9 protein-coding genes, 10 tRNA genes, 3 rRNA genes and 1 other annotated feature are annotated in these 22793 nt (G+C 44.1%); of the genes, 1 reads left to right on the plus strand and 21 read right to left on the minus strand.

Annotated features, from left to right (window positions below; genetic code table 11):
* Positions 1-7: 7 nt before the first annotated feature.
* The 3 genes from rpoB to BQ5903_RS08930 all read right to left on the minus strand — a co-directional run bounded on the left by rpoB (position 8) and on the right by BQ5903_RS08930 (position 6952).
* Positions 8-3601, minus strand: coding sequence for a DNA-directed RNA polymerase subunit beta (gene rpoB, locus BQ5903_RS08920; protein WP_148266373.1), 3594 nt, complete (start codon positions 3599-3601; stop codon positions 8-10).
* Positions 3602-3908: 307 nt separating this feature from the next.
* Positions 3909-6380 carry an ATP-dependent Clp protease ATP-binding subunit gene (locus tag BQ5903_RS08925; RefSeq protein ID WP_010499359.1) on the minus strand — a complete coding sequence of 824 codons (2472 nt, stop codon included), beginning with the start codon at positions 6378-6380 and terminating at the stop codon, positions 3909-3911.
* Between the two features lie 104 nt (positions 6381-6484).
* Positions 6485-6952, minus strand: a complete 468-nt coding sequence (locus BQ5903_RS08930) for a CtsR family transcriptional regulator (RefSeq protein ID WP_010499357.1) — start codon at positions 6950-6952, stop codon at positions 6485-6487.
* A 692-nt stretch (positions 6953-7644) separates the two neighbouring features.
* Here BQ5903_RS08930 and BQ5903_RS08935 point away from each other — a divergent pair.
* Positions 7645-8886: an ISL3 family transposase gene (locus BQ5903_RS08935; RefSeq protein ID WP_079579373.1), complete on the plus strand. Its 1242-nt coding sequence runs from the start codon at positions 7645-7647 to the stop codon at positions 8884-8886.
* Positions 8887-9084: 198 nt separating this feature from the next.
* Here BQ5903_RS08935 and BQ5903_RS08940 read toward each other — a convergent pair.
* The 18 genes from BQ5903_RS08940 to BQ5903_RS09025 all read right to left on the minus strand — a co-directional run bounded on the left by BQ5903_RS08940 (position 9085) and on the right by BQ5903_RS09025 (position 22780).
* Positions 9085-9158: transfer RNA gene (locus tag BQ5903_RS08940), tRNA-Pro, on the minus strand.
* Between the two features lie 82 nt (positions 9159-9240).
* Positions 9241-9314 (minus strand) — tRNA-Pro (locus tag BQ5903_RS08945).
* Between the two features lie 8 nt (positions 9315-9322).
* Positions 9323-9396: transfer RNA gene (locus BQ5903_RS08950), tRNA-Arg, on the minus strand.
* Between the two features lie 42 nt (positions 9397-9438).
* Positions 9439-9510, minus strand: a tRNA-Gly gene (locus BQ5903_RS08955).
* Positions 9511-9513: 3 nt separating this feature from the next.
* A tRNA-Thr gene (locus BQ5903_RS08960) sits at positions 9514-9586 on the minus strand.
* Positions 9587-9593: 7 nt separating this feature from the next.
* Positions 9594-9678, minus strand: a tRNA-Leu gene (locus BQ5903_RS08965).
* A gap of 11 nt (positions 9679-9689) precedes the next feature.
* Positions 9690-9762, minus strand: a tRNA-Lys gene (locus BQ5903_RS08970).
* Between the two features lie 8 nt (positions 9763-9770).
* Positions 9771-9843: transfer RNA gene (locus BQ5903_RS08975), tRNA-Val, on the minus strand.
* Between the two features lie 9 nt (positions 9844-9852).
* Positions 9853-9969: ribosomal RNA gene (gene rrf, locus BQ5903_RS08980) — 5S ribosomal RNA — on the minus strand.
* A gap of 95 nt (positions 9970-10064) precedes the next feature.
* A 23S ribosomal RNA gene (locus BQ5903_RS08985) occupies positions 10065-12988 on the minus strand.
* A gap of 171 nt (positions 12989-13159) precedes the next feature.
* Positions 13160-13232, minus strand: a tRNA-Ala gene (locus tag BQ5903_RS08990).
* Between the two features lie 8 nt (positions 13233-13240).
* A tRNA-Ile gene (locus BQ5903_RS08995) sits at positions 13241-13315 on the minus strand.
* Positions 13316-13408: 93 nt separating this feature from the next.
* A 16S ribosomal RNA gene (locus BQ5903_RS09000) occupies positions 13409-14972 on the minus strand.
* Together the 16S, 23S and 5S rRNA genes with 10 tRNA genes alongside form the textbook arrangement of a ribosomal RNA operon.
* A gap of 689 nt (positions 14973-15661) precedes the next feature.
* The gene (tyrS, locus tag BQ5903_RS09005) at positions 15662-16915 is read right to left on the minus strand and encodes a tyrosine--tRNA ligase (RefSeq protein WP_010498448.1); all 1254 of its coding nucleotides are present in this window, start codon (positions 16913-16915) and stop codon (positions 15662-15664) included.
* Positions 16916-17074: 159 nt separating this feature from the next.
* Positions 17075-17266, minus strand: a binding site (T-box leader).
* 42 nt (positions 17267-17308) lie between these two features.
* Positions 17309-17764, minus strand: a complete 456-nt coding sequence (locus tag BQ5903_RS09010; RefSeq protein WP_010498446.1) for a Fur family transcriptional regulator — start codon at positions 17762-17764, stop codon at positions 17309-17311.
* Positions 17765-17900: 136 nt separating this feature from the next.
* A complete protein-coding gene (locus tag BQ5903_RS09015; RefSeq protein WP_010498444.1) occupies positions 17901-18491 on the minus strand; it encodes a metal-dependent hydrolase in 591 nt (196 codons plus the stop codon).
* Between the two features lie 37 nt (positions 18492-18528).
* Positions 18529-21657 carry an AAA family ATPase gene (locus BQ5903_RS09020; RefSeq protein ID WP_010498442.1) on the minus strand — a complete coding sequence of 1043 codons (3129 nt, stop codon included), beginning with the start codon at positions 21655-21657 and terminating at the stop codon, positions 18529-18531.
* On the minus strand, positions 21644-22780 hold the full coding sequence (locus tag BQ5903_RS09025) for an exonuclease SbcCD subunit D (protein WP_010498440.1): 1137 nt from the start codon (positions 22778-22780) through the stop codon (positions 21644-21646). The genes BQ5903_RS09020 and BQ5903_RS09025 overlap by 14 nt, the downstream gene beginning before the upstream one ends.
* Between the last annotated feature and the right edge of the window lie 13 nt (positions 22781-22793).

The raw sequence follows: 22793 nt of genomic DNA on the forward strand, positions 1-22793 counted from the left end.
ATTGTTCTTAAGATTTTTGTTCAGTCTCTGAATCTTTACTTTCTTGTGCCTCTTCAGCCTTTTTATCAGCTTGTTCTTTAGCATACTTGTTCAAAGCGTCTACGTTGACGACTTCATCATCATCGTCGTCCATTTCACGTAATTCGATTTCTTGCTTGTCGCTATCGAGCACTTTCATGTCTAAGCCCAGAGCTTGTAATTCCTTAACAAGTACGCGGAATGATTCCGGTACTCCTGGTTGAGGGATCGGTTCACCTTTGACGATGGCTTCATAAGTCCGGACACGTCCGGTGACGTCATCAGACTTGTAGGTCAAGATTTCTTGCAGTGTATAAGCAGCACCGTAAGCTTCCAAAGCCCAAACTTCCATTTCACCGAAACGCTGCCCACCAAACTGTGCTTTACCACCTAATGGTTGTTGCGTAACTAGTGAATATGGTCCAATTGAACGAGCATGGATCTTATCGTCGACCATATGAGCTAACTTCATGTAGTACATAACACCAACGGCGATCCGATTATCAAACGGTTCACCTGTCCGGCCATCGTACAAGATGCTCTTACCATCGTTAGGCAAGCCGGCTTCTTTCAAAGCAGCCCAAATGTCATCGTCAGTTGCACCATCAAAAACAGGTGAAGCAACATGGATACCTAACTTACGGGCAGCCATTCCCAAGTGCAAGTCCAAAACCTGACCAATATTCATCCGGGAAGGAACACCCATTGGCGACAACATAATGTCGATCGGTGTTCCATCAGGCATGAATGGCATATCTTCTTCTGGGATAACAACGGAAACAGTACCCTTGTTACCATGACGTCCGGCCATCTTATCACCAACTTGAAGTTTACGCTTCTGAGCGATATAAACGCGGACCATTTGGTTAACACCAGGCGAGAGTTCATCGCCGTTTTGACGAGTAAAGATCTTGACATCTTGAACGATACCGCCACCACCATGAGGAACATGGAGTGAAGTATCACGAACTTCACGGGCTTTTTCACCGAAGATAGCATGCAGCAAACGTTCTTCAGCTGATAATTCAGTCACACCCTTAGGAGTAACCTTACCAACCAAAATGTCACCGTCTTGCACTTCAGCACCAATGCGGACGATCCCAAATTCATCAAGATCTTTCAAAGCATCTTCACCGACGTTCGGGATCTCACGAGTAATTTCTTCAGGTCCCAGTTTGGTGTCACGTGCTTCAGATTCATGTTCTTCAATATGGATCGAAGTGTAAACATCATCTTTAACTAAGCGTTCACTAATAGCGATCGCATCTTCAAAGTTATAGCCATCCCAAGTCATAAAGGCAATCAATGGGTTTTGTCCCAAAGCTAATTCCCCTTGTTCCATCGAAGGACCATCGGCTAAGACAGAATCTGCCTCGACCTCTTCACCAACATGGACGATCGGAGTTTGGTTATAGTTTTTACCACCATTTGAACGGCGGAATTTCATTAATTTATATTTGTCGAGCGAACCGTCTTCTAGACGAACACGGATCTCTTTAGCATCAACATATTCAACTACCCCATCATGATCGGCGATCAAAGCATCACCAGAATCATGAGCAGCCTTGTATTCAATACCAGTTCCGACTAACGGAGAATGCGGCTGCAGCAACGGCACAGCCTGACGCTGCATGTTGGCACCCATCAAAGCACGGTTAGAGTCATCGTTTTCCAAGAAAGGAATACATGCCGTAGCAACTGCAACAACCTGCTTAGGAGAAACATCCATGTAATCGACCTTATCGATGCTGATTTCCATGTTTTCTTCTTCTTTACGGGCCATAACGATGTCATTGACAAATGAACCATCATCGTTCAACGGAGTGTTAGCCTGAGCAACTACGTATGGATCTTCTTCGTCAGCAGCCAAGTAGTCGATCTTTTGGGTAACTTTATGCGTATCCCAAGATACACGACGGTACGGAGTTTCAACGAAACCATACTTATTAACACGGGCGTACGATGCCAAACTGTTGATCAGTCCAATGTTAGGACCTTCAGGAGTTTCGATCGGGCACATCCGGCCATAGTGAGTATAGTGAACGTCACGAACTTCATATCCGGCACGATCACGAGTCAAACCACCAGGTCCCAAGGCAGATAAACGACGCTTATGCGTTAATTCACCCAATGGGTTAGTCTGGTCCATGAACTGTGACAGCTGTGAACTACCAAAGAATTCTTTGATCGAAGCCACAACTGGACGAATATTGATCAATTGTTGCGGTGTCACTGTGGAAGTATCTTGGATCGACATTCTTTCACGAACAACACGTTCCATCCGGGATAAACCGATCCGGAACTGATTTTGCAATAATTCACCAACAGAACGGATCCGTCGGTTACCCAAGTGATCGATATCATCAGTTGAACCGTAGCCTTCTTGCAAGTTGAAGAAGTAGTTCATGGAAGCGATGATGTCGGCTGGAGTAATATGCTTGTATTTCAAATCAACATTACCATTACCCATAATATTAACGACACGTTCTGGGTCATTTTTCGAATAAACCTTAATGATCTGCAATTTCATTGGTTCTTGAACTACACCATCATCAGAAGGTTGGAAAGTGACCATCTTAAAGTCATCGCGTTTCAAGTAAGGTGCTAATTTGTCCATTACTCGTTTATCGATCGTTTCGTCTTTGTTGACGATGATCTCACCCGTATCAGGGTCAGCCAAGGTTTCAGCAACTACTGAGTTCAGTAAACGAGTCTTCAAGTCTAATTTTTTATTGATCTTATAACGACCAACAGCAGCTAGGTCATAACGTTTAGGATCAAAGAAACGTGCAGTTAACAAACTTCTGGAAGAATCAGCCGTCTTAGGTTCACCAGGACGCAGCCGTTCATAGATATCCTTCAGTGATTCTTCAACTCGAGAATCTTCAGGATTCTTATGCACGTCTTTTTCTAAGGTGAACATTAAACTATCTGTTTCGCCCATCATATCCAAGATCTCACTGTCAGAACCATAACCTAAAGCACGGATCAGTTCAGTCATCGGGATCTTACGTGTCCGGTCGATCCGAACATATGAGATATTCTTAGCGTCTGTTTCATATTCCAACCAAGCACCACGGTTAGGAATGACTGTAGTCCCATAGTTGGTCCGGCCATTCTTATCCAGCTCAGAATTAAAATACACACCAGGGGAACGAACTAATTGTGAAACGATAACACGTTCTGCCCCATTGATAATAAATGTTCCTTCCCTAGTCATTAAAGGAAAATCACCGAAGAACACGTCTTGTGATTTGATTTCATCTGTTTCATGGTTGATCAAACGCAAAGTAACGTGCAGTGGTGCAGAATAGTTAGCATCATGTTCACGTGCCTCATCAACGGTATACTTTGGTTCTAAAAGTTGATAATCGACAAATTCCATGGAAAGCTTACCCTGGAAGTCATCGATCGGCATAATGTCTTCAAACATTTCCCGTAAACCTTCATCTAAGAACCATTTATAGGAATTAGTTTGGATCTCGACCAAGTTAGGCAGATCAAGAACTTCCTTAATGCGGGAATAACTTCTACGCACACGGTTTTTGCCGTATTTTACCAAGTGTCCTGCCAAATTGTTCACCTCTCAAAATATTTCTGTGAATTCAGTATCTGACTAAACTGAAAAGACTAATGTTACATTTTATTTACAAATTCAACTAATGCAAAAAATTTCGTGATTTTAAGCAAAAAAAAGCAAAAACAGATCGTCGCTAAAAATGGACATCACTATTTTTGCTATTTCTCTATCAACCATGGACAATATATCACAGCCGATAGCTAAATTCACAGTTTTTGCAATTGTTAATTATACCAAGTATTTCAACTTTGTCAAGCCTAAATACTCTAAAAGCTGTTGAGATCCAAAGGGTCAATCACCGGAACAAAAGCTATTTGCTTTGGGTGACAGGTTCTTTTGTTTCTTGTTCTTTGACCTTCAAAGAGATCTTGCCCTTTTGAGCACCGATCGTTACAGTTGACCCCGGCGTGATCTTGCCTTCTAGCAAAGACTCACTTAATCGGTCTTCAATTTCACTTTGAACAGCTCTTCTGATTGGACGCGCACCATACTCTGGATCAAATCCTGCCTTAGCAACAACGTCAATGGCTGCTGGTGTGATCTTGAGCTTGATATTTTGCTCCTTGATCCGTTCGATCACGTCATGGGTCATCAACTTGACAATTTCATGCAATTGTTGTTTATCCAAGGAATGGAAAATAACAACCTCGTCGATTCGGTTCAAGAATTCCGGTCTGAAAGATTGTTTCAAACGACCCTTGATCTTATCAGACATTGCCTGATATTCATCAGTAGTGGCCTTGGCACCAAAACCAACTTCCTTTTTATCACGGATATCAGTGGCACCTAAGTTAGATGTCATGATGATGATCGTATTTCTAAAATCGACCTTGCGTCCCTTGGAATCTGTTAAGAAACCATCATCTAAAACTTGCAGCAAGATGTTGAAAACATCAGGGTGAGCTTTTTCAACTTCATCGAGTAAAACAACTGAATACGGCTTATTTCTGACCTTTTCAGAAAGCTGTCCACCCTCATCATAGCCAACATAGCCCGGAGGAGCACCAATCAGACGACTGGTTGAATATTTCTCCATGTATTCACTCATATCGATCCGGACCATATTGTCTTCATCACCAAACATTGCCCCGGCCAACGCCTTAGCCAATTCAGTCTTACCGACACCAGTCGGCCCCAAGAACATAAACGAACCGATCGGACGAGTCGGGTCGCCTAAGCCGCTGCGAGCACGCCTAATGGCCTTAGAAATAGCAGCAATTGCTTCATTTTGACCGATGACACGTTTGTGCAAGATATTTTCCAGATTGACTAACCGATCACTTTCACTCTTAGTTAACTGAGTAACCGGGACACCGGTCCACTCAGAAACAACGTTAGCAACATCTTCCTCGCCAACTTCCTTAGTGTAATGACCGTCTTGTCCTTCTTCTTGTGCCTCTAACTTAGCCAGCTTTTCTTTCCACTTTAATTCCTGTTTACGGTACTTTGCAGCATCCTCGAATTCTTCATCAACTAAAGCTTGTTCTTTAGCGGCCTTGGCATCTTTTAACTTATGCGAGGCCCGAGCTAGTTTTTGTTGGCCGCCAGATGCTGCAATATGAACTCGAGCAGCAGATTCATCCATCAAATCGATGGCTTTATCCGGCAAGAAATGGTTAGTAATATAGCGATCACTCATCTTAACTGCGGCCTGCAAAGCTTCATCAGATAATTTCAACTGGTGATGCTTTTCATACTTCGGACGCAAGCCTTTTAAAATATCAACTGTTTCTTCTGGAGTTGGTTCATCAACAATGATCGTTGCAAATCGTCTCTCCAAAGCAGCGTCTGATTCAACATATTTCTGATATTCATCCAAAGTCGTGGCTCCAATGACTTGCATTTCACCACGAGCTAAGGCAGGTTTCAAGATATTAGAAGCATCGATCGCACCTTCAGCACCGCCGGCACCGATCAAGGTATGCATTTCATCGATAAACAAGATGACATTGCCGTCATGGTAAACTTCATCCAAAATTTTTTTCAGTCGATCTTCAAACTCACCACGATACTTAGTTCCAGCAACTAATGAGCCCATATCGAGCATCATGACCCGTTTGTTGGTAAGCTCTACCGGCACATTATCATTAATGATTTCTTGGGCAAAGCCTTCAGCAATAGCCGTTTTACCAACACCTGGCTCCCCCAGTAAAACTGGGTTATTTTTAGTCCGTCGGCTTAAAATCTGGATCACACGGGTGACCTCTTTTTGTCGGCCGATAACAGGATCGATCTGACCATTTTCAGCCATTTCATTTAGGTTACGAGCCAAACCATCCAAGGTAGGTGTTCCTTCGACCTTGTCTTTTTTCTTCGCATTTCTGCGAACTTGAGTCTGGCTGATCCCCAACTGTCTGAAAACTGTTTGTCTGATCCGCTTAATGTCGATATTTAAGCTATCCAAGATCCGTGATGACAAAATATCGTCATCTTCAAGTAAAGCCAATAAAATATGCTCTGTCCCGATCTTTTCGGAATTTAACAATTCTGCTTGAGCAACGGCACGAGTCAAGATTTTCTTTGCTTTAGGTGAATATGGCAAGTAATTGTCTGGTGCTTGTCTTTTCAAAGTGCCATAACCTGTCAAGCGTTCAATTTCTTCCTTGATATCAGTGGGCGTGATCACGAATTGTGCCAGAACTTTATGGGCGATCCCCTGTTCTTCAGAAACGAGGGCCAGCAACAAGTGTTCCGTACCGATGGCCTGATGCCTAAAGCCATTTGCATTGACTTGTGCGAGTTCTAAAACTCTTTTAGCACTAGGAGTATATGATTCATTCATTTCAAGTCCCCCTTATATAGTCAGGTTTTTTAAAGCAAAAATTCTTTTCTTTAAAAAAGAAGACTTCTTTACTTAAGCTATTTTTTACGATCACAAGATACAAATCAATCTGCACACCTTAAGCGATTTAAAACACTAACTAAGATCCGTGCACGAACCGCGTTTTCCAAACGTTTATCGGCAAAATCTAAAGTCGTCCGATCCATAGTCGCTAATACTAGGTTTGCTTCTTTTTGTGTCAAAAACTTATCCTCGTAAAGACTTTGTATGATCTGCAAAGCTTTACCAGAAGTAATACTTTCTCCGATAAGATCGATCAGTTGGTCCAAAACATCGGTGTCGTCGATCAAATTGACTTTTGCGATCCGAATGTATCCGCCGCCACCGCGTTTACTCTCAACTAAATATCCATTTTGGATCGTAAACCTCGTTTTGATAACATAGTTGATTTGAGAAGGAACAACATCAAATTGCTCCGCGATCTCAGAACGCTTGATCTCTATTTTTTGCGAATCGGCTAAAATACTTTTGAGATACTTCTCAATAATATCGGATATGTTGCGATTTTGCATTTAAACCACATTCCTTATTATCCAACTTTGACTAATATTGACTATTATTATATATGGAAACATGGTCAAATTGCAAAGATAATGCCATATTTGTTTAAATATCTTTCAAATCACGCTGACAAATTGTACTCCTTATAATGATCTGACCGCAAGTATTTTCTTTGAGTTGTTTAAACTACCACTAATCAAAGCGAGTAACCCATGGAAACAAAGCTAACTTATTTTATTATATTTATCTCTAGCGATAGCTGTCATTTCTTTTGACGACGGTCTTTCTTGGGCCGTTTTTTCTTAACCCCACTAACGCTGATGTTTTTATTTTCTTACTCCTAGGACTTATCAAAATACGATCCGCTCAGCGCATAAACCAAGGTACTTTATCTAACATTTTGATGTTTCAGTCCCTTACAGCTATCCATTACATGCCGCAGCTGCAAATCGTTCACTATAAAACATTGATCAGATGCTCTATTATGGCCATAGTTCAAAAAATTGCAACTAAAACGCACAAAATAAGATCCTTGCTCGCTGTTCTCAAAAATTAGGCCACAAAAAAGACAGGCGTCAAAAACGGGTCTAAACTTTTTAGTGTTGATGAGCGTTCATCAGCACTATTTTTGTACAAAAAAGGACATCATTTGTCCTCATATGCTACGATTAAAGCGACAAAACCAAATCAAAGCGAGGTATAAATGATGTCCCAAACTGATTCTATCCTAAATTTACTCAATATCCAAGACCCAAATATCAAAATTTCAGCTTGTACTGATTTTTCACAGGCCGGAGTTCACGAAAAACTGCTTTCAGCTACGCTGACTTACCCCGTCGAACGCTGTGTTAATTGTGGTTCCACGAATATCGTTCAGAATGGGACCCGCCTGACCAAGATGAGACTACCCAGCCTAGGTGAACAACCGCTCCGCATGAACTTGCGCAAACAGCGTTATCTGTGCCGGACTTGCCACCATACTTTTAGCGCGCAGACGCAGCTCGCTCCACCTCGGCACTCGATCACCCGCCAAGCAGTCCACGAAATCGCGACTTTGGCTAAGAACTCACTGCCAGTCAAAACGATCAGCCAGACCGTGGGAATCTCAGCTTCCTCGGTTCAACGGATCTTGTATAAGGATCAGCGAGCTTTAGTAACGCCCAAAGAGCTGCCGACAGCTCTCAGTTTTGACGAATTTCGTTCAACTAAGAACTGCTTTTCTTTTATCTGCATTGACGCAAAAACCCATGATTTGGTCACCTTATTGCCAGATCGTCTCTCGCAGACGATCCGCGAGTATTTCACCAATACTTATACACTTTCTGAGCGTCAAAAAGTTCAACTGGTGACCATGGATCTGAATGCGCAGTATCAGACTTTCGTCCGTAGTCTTTTTCCTAACGCCCTGATCGTCTTTGACCGTTTCCATATTGTTCAGTTAGCGGGTCGGGCACTTGACCATGAACGGCTGCGTGTTTTAAAAGGGATCAACGACCACCACGACCGCAACTATAAAGTTTTAAAAAGCAACTGGCGCTTATTCCACTTAGCTGAAAATCAACTTGAGACCTCCCAGGTTAAATATTATCGGGGATTAAATGAATACACGACTGCCCAAAATGTGGTCGATCTGGGACTCAAGAATTTTCCACAGTTCGCAGAAAACTATCAGACCTATCAAACGATCTTAACCTTTATTCGCAACCGCGATCGGGCTACTTTACAACAATTAGTTATGAACTACCGTCCCAATGGTACTGAAATGGATACCGTCATGAGGACCATTCAAAAGAACTACTTAGGGATCAGGAACGCTTGTCTCTATGACTACTTTAATGGGCCGTTAGAGGGGATCAATCGCAAGATCAAAGAACTTAAACGTAGCTGTTACGGATTCAGTAACTTAAGGCATTTCTTTATCCGCATCAAATTGATCCATGCCTAAGATAAAAAATTTAGGTCAACACTGTGGGAGGCAGGTGCGGGCCCATTTCGCTACGCTTCGGACCCGCACCTGCCTCCCAACCCAAACACTTTAATCTAGCTATGGCAGTAAAAAAAGAACCCTACCATAAAGATAGAATTCTATGGGCCATCAACACTATTTGACAAAGTCCCTCAAAAACGTCTGCCTTCAAAGTTATCGGGAAAACAGGATTCGAACCTGCGACCTCCACGTCCCGAACGTGGCGCTCTACCAAACTGAGCTACTTCCCGTTGAACATATGCAAATAACACAAAAGACAACTTCAATAACAAATTACTCTGTCATAAAGCTATCTTTGATATATTGTAGTGATCGGGAAGACAGGATTCGAACCTGCGACCCCCTGGTCCCAAACCAGGTGCTCTACCAAGCTGAGCTACTTCCCGATAAAAAATGCACCCAGTAGGAGTCGAACCTACAACCTTCTGATTCGTAGTCAGACACTCTATCCAATTGCGCTATGGGTGCATATAAGTCTATTATAATTTAATTCACTGAAAATTCCAGCGAAGCGGAAGACGGGATTCGAACCCGCGACCCCCACCATGGCAAGGTGATGTTCTACCACTGAACTACTTCCGCATATGCCGACTAGACGATTCGAACGCCCGACCCTCTGATTACAAATCAGATGCTCTACCAACTGAGCTAAGTCGGCATTAAAATGGTGCGGGTGAAGGGATTCGAACCCCCACGTTAAAAAACACTAGAACCTAAATCTAGCGCGTCTGCCAATTCCGCCACACCCGCAAAAAAAGCAATGAGTCGTGACAGGCTCGAACTGTCGACCCTCTGATTAAAAGTCAGATGCTCTACCAACTGAGCTAACGACTCAAGAAAAATGGAGGATACAGGGGTCGAACCTATGACCCTCTGCTTGTAAGGCAGACGCTCTCCCAACTGAGCTAATCCTCCAAAAACAAAGCGCGGCAGCTACCTACCCTCACAGGGGGCGATCCCCCAACTACTCTTGGCGTGACGAAGCTTAACTGCTGTGTTCGGCATGGGAACAGGTGTAGCCTTCGTGCTATCGCCACCGCACTTCTGTTTTTTTCTTTGAGAGATCCATTCCCTCAAAACTGACTAACATTCATTTCTTGCTGCTTTTATCTGACCGAGCCCACTCACGCGACTCGTTGGTTAAGTCCTCGACCGATTAGTAATGGTCCGCTCCATGCCTCACGGCACTTCCACTTCCATCCTATCTACCTGATCATCTCTCAGGGGTCTTACTTCCATAAAGGAATGGGAAATCTGATCTTGAGGCGAGTTTCGCACTTAGATGCTTTCAGCGTTTATCTCATCCACACTTAGCTACCCAGCGCTGCCTTGGGCAAGACAACTGGTACACCAGCGGTGTGTCCATCCCGGTCCTCTCGTACTAAGGACAGATCCTCGCAAATTTCCTACGCCCGCGACGGATAGGGACCGAACTGTCTCACGACGTTCTGAACCCAGCTCGCGTACCGCTTTAATGGGCGAACAGCCCAACCCTTGGGACCGACTACAGCCCCAGGATGCGATGAGCCGACATCGAGGTGCCAAACCTCCCCGTCGATGTGGACTCTTGGGGGAGATAAGCCTGTTATCCCCAGGGTAGCTTTTATCCGTTGAGCGATGGCCCTTCCATACGGAACCACCGGATCACTAAGCCCGACTTTCGTCCCTGCTCGACTTGTAAGTCTCACAGTCAAGCTCCCTTCTGCCTTTACACTCTGCGAATGATTTCCAACCATTCTGAGGGAACCTTTGGGCGCCTCCGTTACCTTTTGGGAGGCGACCGCCCCAGTCAAACTGCCTACCAGACACTGTCTCCCGCCGGGATCAACCGGCGCGGGTTAGAGTGTTCATACAACGAGGGTAGTATCCCACCACTGCCTCCAACGAGACTAGCGTCCCGTTTTCTACGGCTCCTACCTATCCTGTACAAGTTGCACGAACACCCAATATCAAGCTACAGTAAAGCTCCATGGGGTCTTTCCGTCCTGTCGCGGGTAACCCGCATCTTCACGGGTATTATAATTTCACCGAGTCTCTCGTTGAGACAGTGCCCAGATCGTTACGCCTTTCGTGCGGGTCGGAACTTACCCGACAAGGAATTTCGCTACCTTAGGACCGTTATAGTTACGGCCGCCGTTTACTGGGGCTTCGATTCTGAGCTTCGCTTGCGCTAACTCATCCTCTTAACCTTCCAGCACCGGGCAGGCGTCAGCCCCTATACGTCATCTTACGATTTTGCAGAAACCTGTGTTTTTGATAAACAGTCGCCTGGGCCTATTCACTGCGGCTGGTCTGTCGACCAGCACCCCTTCTCCCGAAGTTACGGGGTCATTTTGCCGAGTTCCTTAACGAGAGTTCACTCGCTCACCTGAGGATACTCTCCTCGACTACCTGTGTCGGTTTGCGGTACGGGTGATCAGATCCTCGCTAGAAGCTTTTCTCGGCAGTGTGACATGACTTCCTTCGCTACTTAAATTTCGCTCCCCATCACAGCTCATCTACCACCAAAACAAGCCTTTCACTCGTTTTGCGACTCGCTGCTTGGACGTGCAATTCCAGCTGCACGCTCCGTTAGCCTCCTGCGTCCCTCCATTGCTCAAACAGATCTGATCAGTACAGGAATCTCCACCTGTTGTCCATCGCCTACGCCTTGCGGCCTCGGCTTAGGTCCCGACTAACCCTGGGAGGACGAGCCTTCCCCAGGAAACCTTAGTCATACGGTGGGTCAGATTCTCACTGACCTTGCGCTACTCATACCGGCATTCTCACTTCTAAGCGCTCCACCGGTCCTGACGGTCCGGCTTCTTCGCCCTTAGAACGCTCTCCTACCACCCGACCTGACGGTCGGATCCACAATTTCGGTAATGTGTTTAGCCCCGTTACATTTTCGGCGCAGGATCACTCGACTAGTGAGCTATTACGCACTCTTTGAATGGTGGCTGCTTCTGAGCCAACATCCTAGTTGTCTGTGCGATCCCACATCCTTTTCCACTTAACACATATTTAGGGACCTTAATTGGTGGTCTGGGCTGTTTCCCTTTCGACTACGGATCTTATCACTCGCAGTCTGACTCCCGGAACAAGATCAGTGGCATTCGGAGTTTATCTGAATTCAGTAACCCAAGACGGGCCCCTAGTCCAAACAGTGCTCTACCTCCACGATCCTTAACTTCCGAGGCTAGCCCTAAAGCTATTTCGGAGAGAACCAGCTATCTCCAAGTTCGTTTGGAATTTCACCGCTACCCACACCTCATCCCAGCATTTTTCAACATACACGGGTTCGGTCCTCCGGTGCGTTTTACCGCACTTTCAACCTGGACATGGGTAGGTCACTTGGTTTCGGGTCTACGTCAACGTACTCGTGCGCCCTGTTCAGACTCGCTTTCGCTGCGGCTCCGGTCTTTCCACCTTAACCTGGCACGTTAACGTAACTCGCCGGTTCATTCTACAAAAGGCACGCCATCACCCCTTAACGGGCTCTGACTACTTGTAGGCACATGGTTTCAGGAACTGTTTCACTCCCCTCCCGGGGTGCTTTTCACCTTTCCCTCACGGTACTGGTCCACTATCGGTCACTAGGTAGTATTTAGCCTTGGGAGATGGTCCTCCCGGATTCCGACGGAGTTTCACGTGCTCCGCCGTACTCAGGATCCTGGACTGAGGAAAAACTGTTTCGTCTACGGGGCTGTCACCCTTTCTAGCCGGCCTTCCCAGGCCGTTTGACTACAGTTTTTCTTGGTAACTCAAATGTCCAGTCCTACAACCCCAAGAAGCAAGCTTCTTGGTTTGGGCTGTTCCCCGTTCGCTCGCCGCTACTGAGGGAATCGAAATTTCTTTATTTTCCTGCAGGTACTTAGATGTTTCAGTTCCCTGCGTCTGTCTTCCACCGGCCTATGTATTCAGCCGGCGATAATAACTCGTTACAGTCATTGGGTTGCCCCATTCGGAGATCTCCGGGTCATTGCTTACTTACAGCTTCCCGAAGCATATCGCAGTTAGTCACGTCCTTCATCGACTCCTAGTGCCAAGGCATCCACCATGCGCCCTTCCTAACTTAACCTCTCATTTATCAAAGATAAATGGGTCATGAGTTTGCGTTTAATACTTAATAATTGAATTCTTGTTTGAAACTCTTTCAAACGCGGTGTTCTCGGTTTAATAAAATTATTGATCAAGAAATAAATGTTATTCAGTTTTCAAAGAACGGATCCATGATGACTAACGTCATCAATGGAGGTTAGCGGGATCGAACCGCTGACCTCCTGCTTGCAAAGCAGGTGCTCTCCCAGCTGAGCTAAACCCCCATCACAAATGGGCCTAAATGGACTCGAACCATCGACCTCACGCTTATCAGGCGTGCGCTCTAAACCAGCTGAGCTATAGGCCCATAAATTATTGATTTATGGATTGAGAGTAGACCTCTCAAAACCAAACAAAGTTTCATGTAACAAATCGTGTGAGTTTCCGTAATTTTCCTTAGAAAGGAGGTGATCCAGCCGCAGGTTCTCCTACGGCTACCTTGTTACGACTTCACCCCAATCATCTGTCCCACCTTAGACGGCTGGCTCCAAAATGGTTACCGCACCGGCTTTGGGTGTTACAAACTCTCATGGTGTGACGGGCGGTGTGTACAAGGCCCGGGAACGTATTCACCGCGGCATGCTGATCCGCGATTACTAGCGATTCCGACTTCACGTAGGCGAGTTGCAGCCTACGATCCGAACTGAGAACGACTTTCAGAGATTAGCTAAACCTCGCGGTCTCGCGACTCGTTGTATCGTCCATTGTAGCACGTGTGTAGCCCAGGTCATAAGGGGCATGATGACTTGACGTCATCCCCACCTTCCTCCGGTTTGTCACCGGCAGTCTCGCCAGAGTGCCCAACTGAATGCTGGCAACTGACAATAAGGGTTGCGCTCGTTGCGGGACTTAACCCAACATCTCACGACACGAGCTGACGACAGCCATGCACCACCTGTCATTTTGTCCCCGAAGGGAATTCTGATCTCTCAGATGGTCAAAAGATGTCAAGACCTGGTAAGGTTCTTCGCGTTGCTTCGAATTAAACCACATGCTCCACCGCTTGTGCGGGCCCCCGTCAATTCCTTTGAGTTTCAATCTTGCGATCGTACTCCCCAGGCGGAATGCTTAGTGCGTTAGCTGCGGCACCGAAGGGCGGAAACCCTCCAACACCTAGCATTCATCGTTTACAGCGTGGACTACCAGGGTATCTAATCCTGTTCGCTCCCCACGCTTTCGAACCTCAGCGTCAGTTACAGACCAGAGAGCCGCTTTCGCCACTGGTGTTCTTCCATATATCTACGCATTTCACCGCTACACATGGAGTTCCACTCTCCTCTTCTGCACTCAAGTCTTCCAGTTTCCAATGCACTTCTCCGGTTAAGCCGAAGGCTTTCACATCAGACTTAAAAGACCGCCTGCGTTCCCTTTACGCCCAATAAATCCGGACAACGCTTGCCACCTACGTATTACCGCGGCTGCTGGCACGTAGTTAGCCGTGACTTGCTGGTCAGATACCGTCAGCGTCATAGCAGTTACTCTATCACGTGTTCTTCTCTGACAACAGTATTTTACGATCCGAAGACCTTCTTCATACACGCGGCGTTGCTCCATCAGACTTGCGTCCATTGTGGAAGATTCCCTACTGCTGCCTCCCGTAGGAGTTTGGGCCGTGTCTCAGTCCCAATGTGGCCGATCAACCTCTCAGTTCGGCTACGTATCATCACCTTGGTAAGCCGTTACCTTACCAACTAGTTAATACGCCGCGGGCTCATCCAAAAGCGACAGCTGACGCCGTCTTTGCCCGGCCGACCATGCGGTCAGCCGGTTGATGCGGTATTAGCACCTGTTTCCAAGTGTTATCCCCCACTTTTGGGCAGATTGCCCACGTGTTACTCACCCGTTCGCCACTCGCACTTAAAACGCTGAGTGCAAGCACTCATTGTTAAAAGATTGCGTTCGACTTGCATGTATTAGGCACGCCGCCAGCGTTCGTCCTGAGCCAGGATCAAACTCTCATTTTAAAGTTTGTGACTCATAAATTTTACTAGCGAATTGACTTCGCAAATGTTGTTTGCACTTATCGTTAAGATAAGCGACCTCACACATTTGATTTGTCGAAACTTTGTTCAGTTTTCAAAGATCCACTTGATTATTACTTGCTGTGTTGCCGAAATGACAACTTTATTAGTTTACCACGCTGAGCAAAAATGTCAACAATAATTTTAAAAAAATTTAATTGAATATTTGCTGAACGTGAAGAAAAATCAGAAACTTAATAACTAATCAATCAGCATATATAAATATACAAGCTAATTCTTAATACGTCAACTGCCATTTTTTTATTAAAGTTATTCAAAATAACAAAATTTCTTCGATTCACGAACTTAAAACTATAATATTTCAAAAAATATAAAGTTTTAAGTCGAAATAGCCTTGCTTTTTCCTATAATTCGACTTTAAAAAATGCAAAAAATTTTTAAAAATTTACGACTAATAACAATGATCAACTGCCGGCAACCATAAAACAAATTAACTATCCTCAGCACATAAGACTGCACCCTCAACCTATATTTTAATTTAAAGAGCACCGATCACACACCATATAAACACAAAAAGAGCCCTGCTCTTACGTAACTTCATTACAAATTGCAACAAAAGAAACTATGTAAGAGTAGAGCCCTACTTCGATCAAACGGATCTACTTAAGGTTTTACTTAACATTAGCTAAGAAATAACGCTTCTTTCCACGTCTAGCTATAACAAAACGACCATCAAACATAGCCGCTGGATCGATCACATGTTCAAGGTCTCTGATACGATCTCCGTTGATCCGGATCGCACCGTTATTGACATCTTCACGTGCTTGCCGTTTAGATTTCTCAATGCCGGTATCCACTAGCCATTCTATAATATTTGTCGGTTCACTGGAACATTCGACTGAAGGCATATTTTTAAAGCCTTGTTCAATATCATCAGCAGTCAAAGCCTTAACATCACCTGAGAATAGTGCCTGCGAAATACGTTCAGCTTGTTCAACAGCGTCTTTGCCATGCACAAACTCTGTTACTTCTTCAGCTAACCTACGTTGCGCTTCTCGTTTTTCAGGTTGAGTCTTGACCTTTTCAGCCAACTCATCGATCTCTGCGCGTGACAAGAAAGTAAAGTACTTCAAGTATTTCACTACGTCACGATCATCTTGATTCAACCAGAACTGATAAAATTCGTATGGAGTCGTCTTCTTTGGATCTAGCCAAACTGCGCCGCCAGCCGTTTTACCAAACTTAGTTCCATCAGCTTTGACCATTAGTGGGATCGTTAAACCGTATGCCTGGGCTTCTTGTCCTTCCATTTTATGGATCAGATCGATCCCGCTCGTAATATTACCCCACTGATCAGCACCACCGATCTGCAACTGCACATCATGTTCTTTCCACAAATGATGGAAATCAACGGACTGCAAGATTTGATAAGTAAACTCAGTAAATGAGATCCCGGCTTCCAAACGAGTTGCAACTACTTCTTTATTGAGCATTGTATTGATGTTGAACAGTTTGCCGTAATCACGCAAAAAACTTAGTAAGTCGATTTTAGATAACCACTCGTAATTATTAACGACAGTAATGTTATCAGCACCAAACAATTTCTTCATTTGAGCAGTCAAAGCTTCTTCGTTATGGTGAACAGTTTCCATCGATTGCAAAGTCCGCTCTGAGTTACGCCCAGACGGATCGCCGATCGAACCTGTTCCTCCGCCAATAATGATGTGAGCACGATGACCGGCCATCTGGAATCTTTTAAGCATCATAAAAGGGATCAAATGACCAATATGCAAACTATCCCCAGTAGGATCTGTCCCACAGTATAAGCCAACCGACTTATCGTTAACTAGTTTGTACAATCCTTCTTCATCTGTGACTTGATTGATAGCTCCACGCCATCTTAATTCATCAATAATATTTTCCAATATTCTACCATCCTCTCTGCTTCTATCAATACTAACTATATGGGCTCAATTGTTTGCAAACCAAAAACGTCAAATTGCCATCCTTAGTTTGGTCGGCTGAACCAAGTGATCACCACATCGGCTTTTGAAAACAAAAAAAGCCCCCAATGTCTCAAAGACATCAGGGACGAAATTTTCCGCGTTACCACCCAGATTACTGCACTGCTGCAGTCACCTTAACTATCTGTAACGGGATCAACCGAATCTTGCTCCATAATGTAATTCAAGTTCTTAGGATAGGCTGATTTCCAGCAACCATCAGCTCTCTTGACTAGTGCCTAAGACTCTACTGCGTTACTTCATTGCATTATTAAAATTATCCTATGCTATCATGTCTAAAAAGTCAATAGTCTTTTACTCATGCGCTGCTTGTTGCTTTGCTTGACATGCCGGACAAAGACCATAAACTTCATATTGACTATTATAAATCTGATAACCTGTTTCAACCGCCGCTTTCTTTTCCAACTGTTTAAACGAATCATCAAACACATCAACGATCTTATTACAAGAAACACAGATCACATGATAATGAGGCTTGTCCAAATAATCATAGCGCATATGCCCATCATTATCCGGAGCAACTTCAGTGATCAATTTATTAGCTTGTAATAATTCAAGCGTATTATAAACAGTCGCCAAGCTGACGCTAAAGCCGCTTTGACGAACATGCTCATATATCATTTCAATTGACGGATGCTCATGCGAAGTCATCAAATAAGCTAAAATCGCCTGACGTTGCGGTGTATTCTTGATACCGTGTTCTTTGAGATTTTCAGCTGCAGTGACCAACATTTCCTGGTTTCTGAGCATAAACTACGCCCCCTTCTCATTGTTAAAATTTTTCGTATTTGTAATTTTTATAAAACTCCTACTACATTGTTATTGTAGCACCAGTTAAAAAGAAAAATCTATCAAAAAACACAGTCAAATTTTAACAAATACGTTCTCACTTAATAAAAGGTAAAAACTGGTCAAGTGAAAAAAGCCAGGTTTGCAAGTTAGTAAGATACTTGCCAGCCAACAAACGGTCGAGTTGACCGATCCACAACAAGCGGATCTCGATCACCAGCAAACAGATCATCAACCCCAAAACCAGATACTCGCCTAAACCGCCGGTCTTATAAAAAACCACCTGGTGAGCTCCGTGTATAGCCTTCCTTTTTTTAGGCCACAACCAATTAACACCATCCCGTGAAAAACTGTCTTCTAATAAATGACATAAATAACCAAACGTCAGCCAAAAAGGAGTATAGATCCCACGACTGGTCAAATAGTGCGCGGCAATCACGCTCATTAACCAATAAACAAGCACTAAAGCCGCCAAAGAATGAGTGGCCTTGCGGTGCCCAAATGCCTTATTGGTCAGGCCGCTCGCGATTTTATTTCTTTTTCCTAAAAATGATTGCGGATGATCGATATCCGGAAGTAAACTTCCTAATACCAGCATCCCCATATTCAATACATCCACTTGTCCGCCACTTGCCATAACCGGCAAGCCTACGACCACCGTTGATACTAAATGCGTTTTATACTCCATAACTGATCCCTTTTATACTACAAAATTTCACTTCAACTCACTGCTCAAATTCATGTTCATATTTGATGACTGACCGGCCATTATCCGACAAAACATGCAATTGGTCAGGGATCTCTGTCCGCAGCTCAGTAACATGACTAATGATCCCGATCAAGCGATTTTCACCTTCGATCGCCCTCAAAGCGTCCAAAGCAACCTGTAAACTATCAGTGTCTAACGAACCAAAACCTTCATCAACGAATAGTGCTTCTACACTCACACCGCCAGCCTGAGCAGAAACAACTTCGCCCAAAGCCAAAGCCAAACATAAAGCCGCGATAAAACTTTCACCGCCGGATAAAGTATGAACTGAACGGATCTTCCCGGCATTATCATCATAAATATCAAGCTCTAATCCGGTATTTGAAGCATAACTGCCGGTCTTTTTATCCAAGCAAAAGCTATAGCGGCCGCCAGTCAATTCAGCGAAACGCTGGTTAGCGACCTCTAAGACCTGCTTAAAGTAGCTTTGTAAGACATATCTTTCAATATTTAATTTCAACTTGCCTTTACCAGAAACAACATCGGCCAATTGATTCCATTGTTGATCTTGTTCCAATTCATTTTGATATTGCTGCCAGATCTCACTGACATGTTGATACGTTTCCTTGTTTTGGTTAAACCGATGATTGACCAAACTCCGCTTTTGAAATAACTCGTCTTGCTTGACTTGCAACTGCTGAATTTCTTTTTTGGTTTCAGCGATTTGCGGCTGCGGTTGGCCTGCGATCCGCTGTTTCAACTGCTTTTGTGTAGTTTGATTGATAGTAACTTCTTGCTGGTAGCCTTGGATCTGATCTCTGAGCTGACTTAGCGTACTTAATTCACTGTTTAAAGCTGTGAGCTTCCTTAGATCCATCTGCTCATTATAGGCAAGACAGGCTTGGACCAGCTTTTGACGTGCATTTTCATGTTTCTCAATTGCTTCAGCTTGTTGTTTTGCCCGTTCTCTAAACCCAGACTCTACTCCAGCCAACTGTTCATTTAACGAAGACAGCTGCTGTTGCACCTGTTCTTTTTCGTGCTGATGAGCACTGATCTTTTCTTGCCAGGAATCCAACTGCGATTTGAGTTCCCGACTGGAGGCATATTCTGGCGGGAGTTGCGCCTGTTTTTGCTCACACTCAGTTTGCAATTTTTCCTTAGTGATCTGTAACTGAGTGTATTTTTCAGCAGCAGCTTTGCCTTTAGTCTCTATTTGCGGCTGCTCTACTTGCAATGAAGCCAATTGCGTTGTCATCGCGTCATTTTCGGCCTGGCGTTTTTCTTGTTTTTGACCGTCTTGCTCTAACTGCTTACGCTTTTCTTCTATCGCTTGAACCACTTTATCCAAACTTGAATCAGCCGCTAATGACAAATTATCAGCTAATTTTTCTTGTTGTGTCTGAATTTCTTTACTTTGTTGGTCCACATAATTACTGCGGGCTTCAAGAGTCCCCCACTTAGTATTAACAGCTGCAGCAGCTTGTTGGGCCTCTTTTTGTGCCGTTTGGACCTGTTGTTTTGTCACAGGTTTTGCAACTGCAACATTTGCAGCCGGATGCGGATGTTCAGTCGACCCGCACAAAGGACAAGGTGTGCCCGGTTTTAACCGAGCCGCCAAGAGCACTATTTGATCTGCTGCATATTGAGAATCCATCTCATTATATTTGTCCTGGGCAGCCTTGGCCGCCAACCGTAACTCAGTGAGTTCTTTTTTTAAGTCCGCGATCTGCTGTGTGGTCTGTTCTTTTTTATAAATAGACTGTTGCAGCTCTTGTAAATGTTGTTCGAAATTATGAACTCGTTGTTTTTGTTCTTGTAGTTGAAGTGCTTGCTGGTGTAAGTCAGCATAAGTCTCCAATTTTTTCGTTAGTTCTTGTTGTTTTTGCTTGCTTTCAGTCAACTCTTTTTGGGCGTTTGCGACTTTTTCTTGCGCAAGCTTAACTTGGGTCGCAATACGTCTTTGCTGCTGATGGAGTCTTTCTACCTCTTGATACAGGTTGACTTTATCTTTTAGCCTTTCAACCTTACCCTGAAATGCAAGAATTTGCGGCTCATTAGCCTTGATCATAGATTGTTTTTGTTCAATTTCTGCCAGGGCACTTTTTAGTTCACCTTGCCGCTGTTTTCCGTTTTCTTGTTCAGCCTTCAACTTGATTTGTTGAGCAGCAGAATCGGTCAGGTCTTTCAAAGTCCCCTGCTGTTGATCAGCCCATTCCAAATCTTGGACATGTTTCTTTAACTTTGTGATCTCTGCTTCTTTTTCCTGAAGTTTTTTGGCTTCTTGCTGATATTGAACCAGTTTCTGTTGATCAGCTAACAAACTCTGCTGTGCTTGATACAAACGATCCAGTTGTGTTTTCTTTCGCTCGTTAACATCATTTTCGGCCTTGTATTTGTTGAGCTGTTCGTTTTGTAACTTGAGCTGTGCAGCCAATAAATCTAACCAATCTAATACTGGTTGTTCTGGATCCACTTTTTCCGGCTCATCAAAATTAGCTACCTTTTGCAGGTCATGCAAGTGATCAAGCTGCTGTTTGGCAGCGTTTCTTCTTTCTTTGGTCCGATCCTTGATGTTTTCCACAAAGCGCTGATAAAATTCCGTGCCGAATAATTCCCGCAACACGGTTTCTTTATCATTACTGTCAGCCGCTAAAAAATTCCGAAATTGACCTTGTGGCAGTAATACGATCTGCGAAAACTGTTCCGCAGTAAGATTCAATAAATTATTGATAAACTGATTAGCTTGATTGATCTTGTCGATCTCGCGTTTTTCACCAGTCGGATCTTGATAGATCAAAGAAACCTTAGCAGCCCGAACAGTCTGACCATTACCCCGTCTAGAAGCAACTGTTTGCTTGGGTGAACGAGTGATCTGATAACTTTTTTTATGATCTTCGAATATAAAGCTAACTTCGGTCAGTTCTTGATCACTCGCAAAATCAGATCTCATTTCTTCGGCATCACGTTCACCGCCGGACGTGCGCCCAAACAAGGCAAAACACATGGCATCAAAAATCGTTGTTTTGCCTGTTCCTGTTTTCCCACTGATCAAAAAAACCGGCGCATCGAAAAAATCGCCAAAATCAACGGTCTCATCCACATACGGCCCAAAGTTTTGCATACGGAGTTTAATTGGTTTCATAAGTATCCCCTTTCTGCAGTTCTTCAAAACTTTCCTGCACGATCTGCTCTTGCAGCTGGGTCGGCTTTTCATCGGTCATTTTTTCAAAAAAACTCTCAAACAACTCGAGTGGATCTAAATTGACCTGACCGCCATTATTTTCATCAGCTATCAGGCTCTCCCGCCCATTTACCCGTGACAAACTAATTATCCGTGGATAATAATGTCGTAATTTATTCATGATATCATCGATCACTGCCCGGTCTGTTAAACGCACCGCGACGTAATCATCTGCGGGGATCGCACGGTAAAGTTTAGGGTCTGTTAATTCAGCAAAAGAATTTTCCAAAACATGAATATCATTCAGAGGCTTTAACGGGATCCACTTCGCCTGATAGGGGTCAGTATCAACGATCCACACACCCTTTTGTGTTTCTGCTTCACTAATTGAGAATTTAACAGGCGAACCTGCATAATGGATAAAAGGGTGCTTCAGAGCATTTTTGTCATGCAAATGTCCTAAAGCAACATAGTCAAACTCCTCTAAAAGATCGACCGGGACTGGGTTCAAGCCGCCAACCTCTAACATCGTTTCTGAATCTGTATGTGAACTGCCCGCAGCAAAAAAATGCGCGATCAGAACATGTTTTTTCGTCGGATCAAACTCTTGAACCATTGCTGCTGCGACTTTTTCCATGATCTCCGGCAAATTTTTAAGCGACTCATCTTGAAAATAATTGCGCGCCATCTGTGGTTGAAAATAAGGCAGCATAAAAAATTGTGTATCATTCAATGTGACCGGCTCAAAGGCATCAGAAAATTTGGTCTTGAGGTAAAATTCTGTAGCCGTATACCACTCACTGCCTGTTTCTAAACGGATCGCCGAGTCGTGATTACCGCTGATCGCCAATAAGGGATACTTTTCCTCTAAATTCAACTCTTTGAGCATCTTATTTAGTACAGCGACAGAATCTTCACTCGCAACTGCTCGATCATACAGATCACCTGCGATCACGATCGCATCGACGTTTTGTGCGGCAGCAATTTGCTTAATTTGGCAAAAAGCGTCTTTTTGTTCGGCAAGCAAGTCAAAACCGTGTAGTTTCTTGCCAATATGCCAATCTGCTGTATGTAAAAAACGCATTTCGTTTCCTCCA

It is taken from the genome of Ligilactobacillus acidipiscis (assembly GCF_900116935.1).
Lineage (GTDB): Bacteria > Bacillota > Bacilli > Lactobacillales > Lactobacillaceae > Ligilactobacillus > Ligilactobacillus acidipiscis.

Bases quoted from the DNA above. Each gene is read 5' to 3' on its own strand.
- BQ5903_RS08925 (WP_010499359.1), bottom strand. From the start codon at position 6,380: ATGAATGAATCATATACTCCTAGTGCTAAAAGAGTTTTAGAACTCGCA.
- BQ5903_RS08930 (WP_010499357.1), bottom strand. From the start codon at position 6,952: ATGCAAAATCGCAACATATCCGATATTATTGAGAAGTATCTCAAAAGT.
- BQ5903_RS08935 (WP_079579373.1), top strand. From the start codon at position 7,645: ATGATGTCCCAAACTGATTCTATCCTAAATTTACTCAATATCCAAGAC.
- BQ5903_RS09010 (WP_010498446.1), bottom strand. From the start codon at position 17,764: ATGCTCAGAAACCAGGAAATGTTGGTCACTGCAGCTGAAAATCTCAAA.
- BQ5903_RS09015 (WP_010498444.1), bottom strand. From the start codon at position 18,491: ATGGAGTATAAAACGCATTTAGTATCAACGGTGGTCGTAGGCTTGCCG.
- BQ5903_RS09020 (WP_010498442.1), bottom strand. From the start codon at position 21,657: ATGAAACCAATTAAACTCCGTATGCAAAACTTTGGGCCGTATGTGGAT.
- BQ5903_RS09025 (WP_010498440.1), bottom strand. From the start codon at position 22,780: ATGCGTTTTTTACATACAGCAGATTGGCATATTGGCAAGAAACTACAC.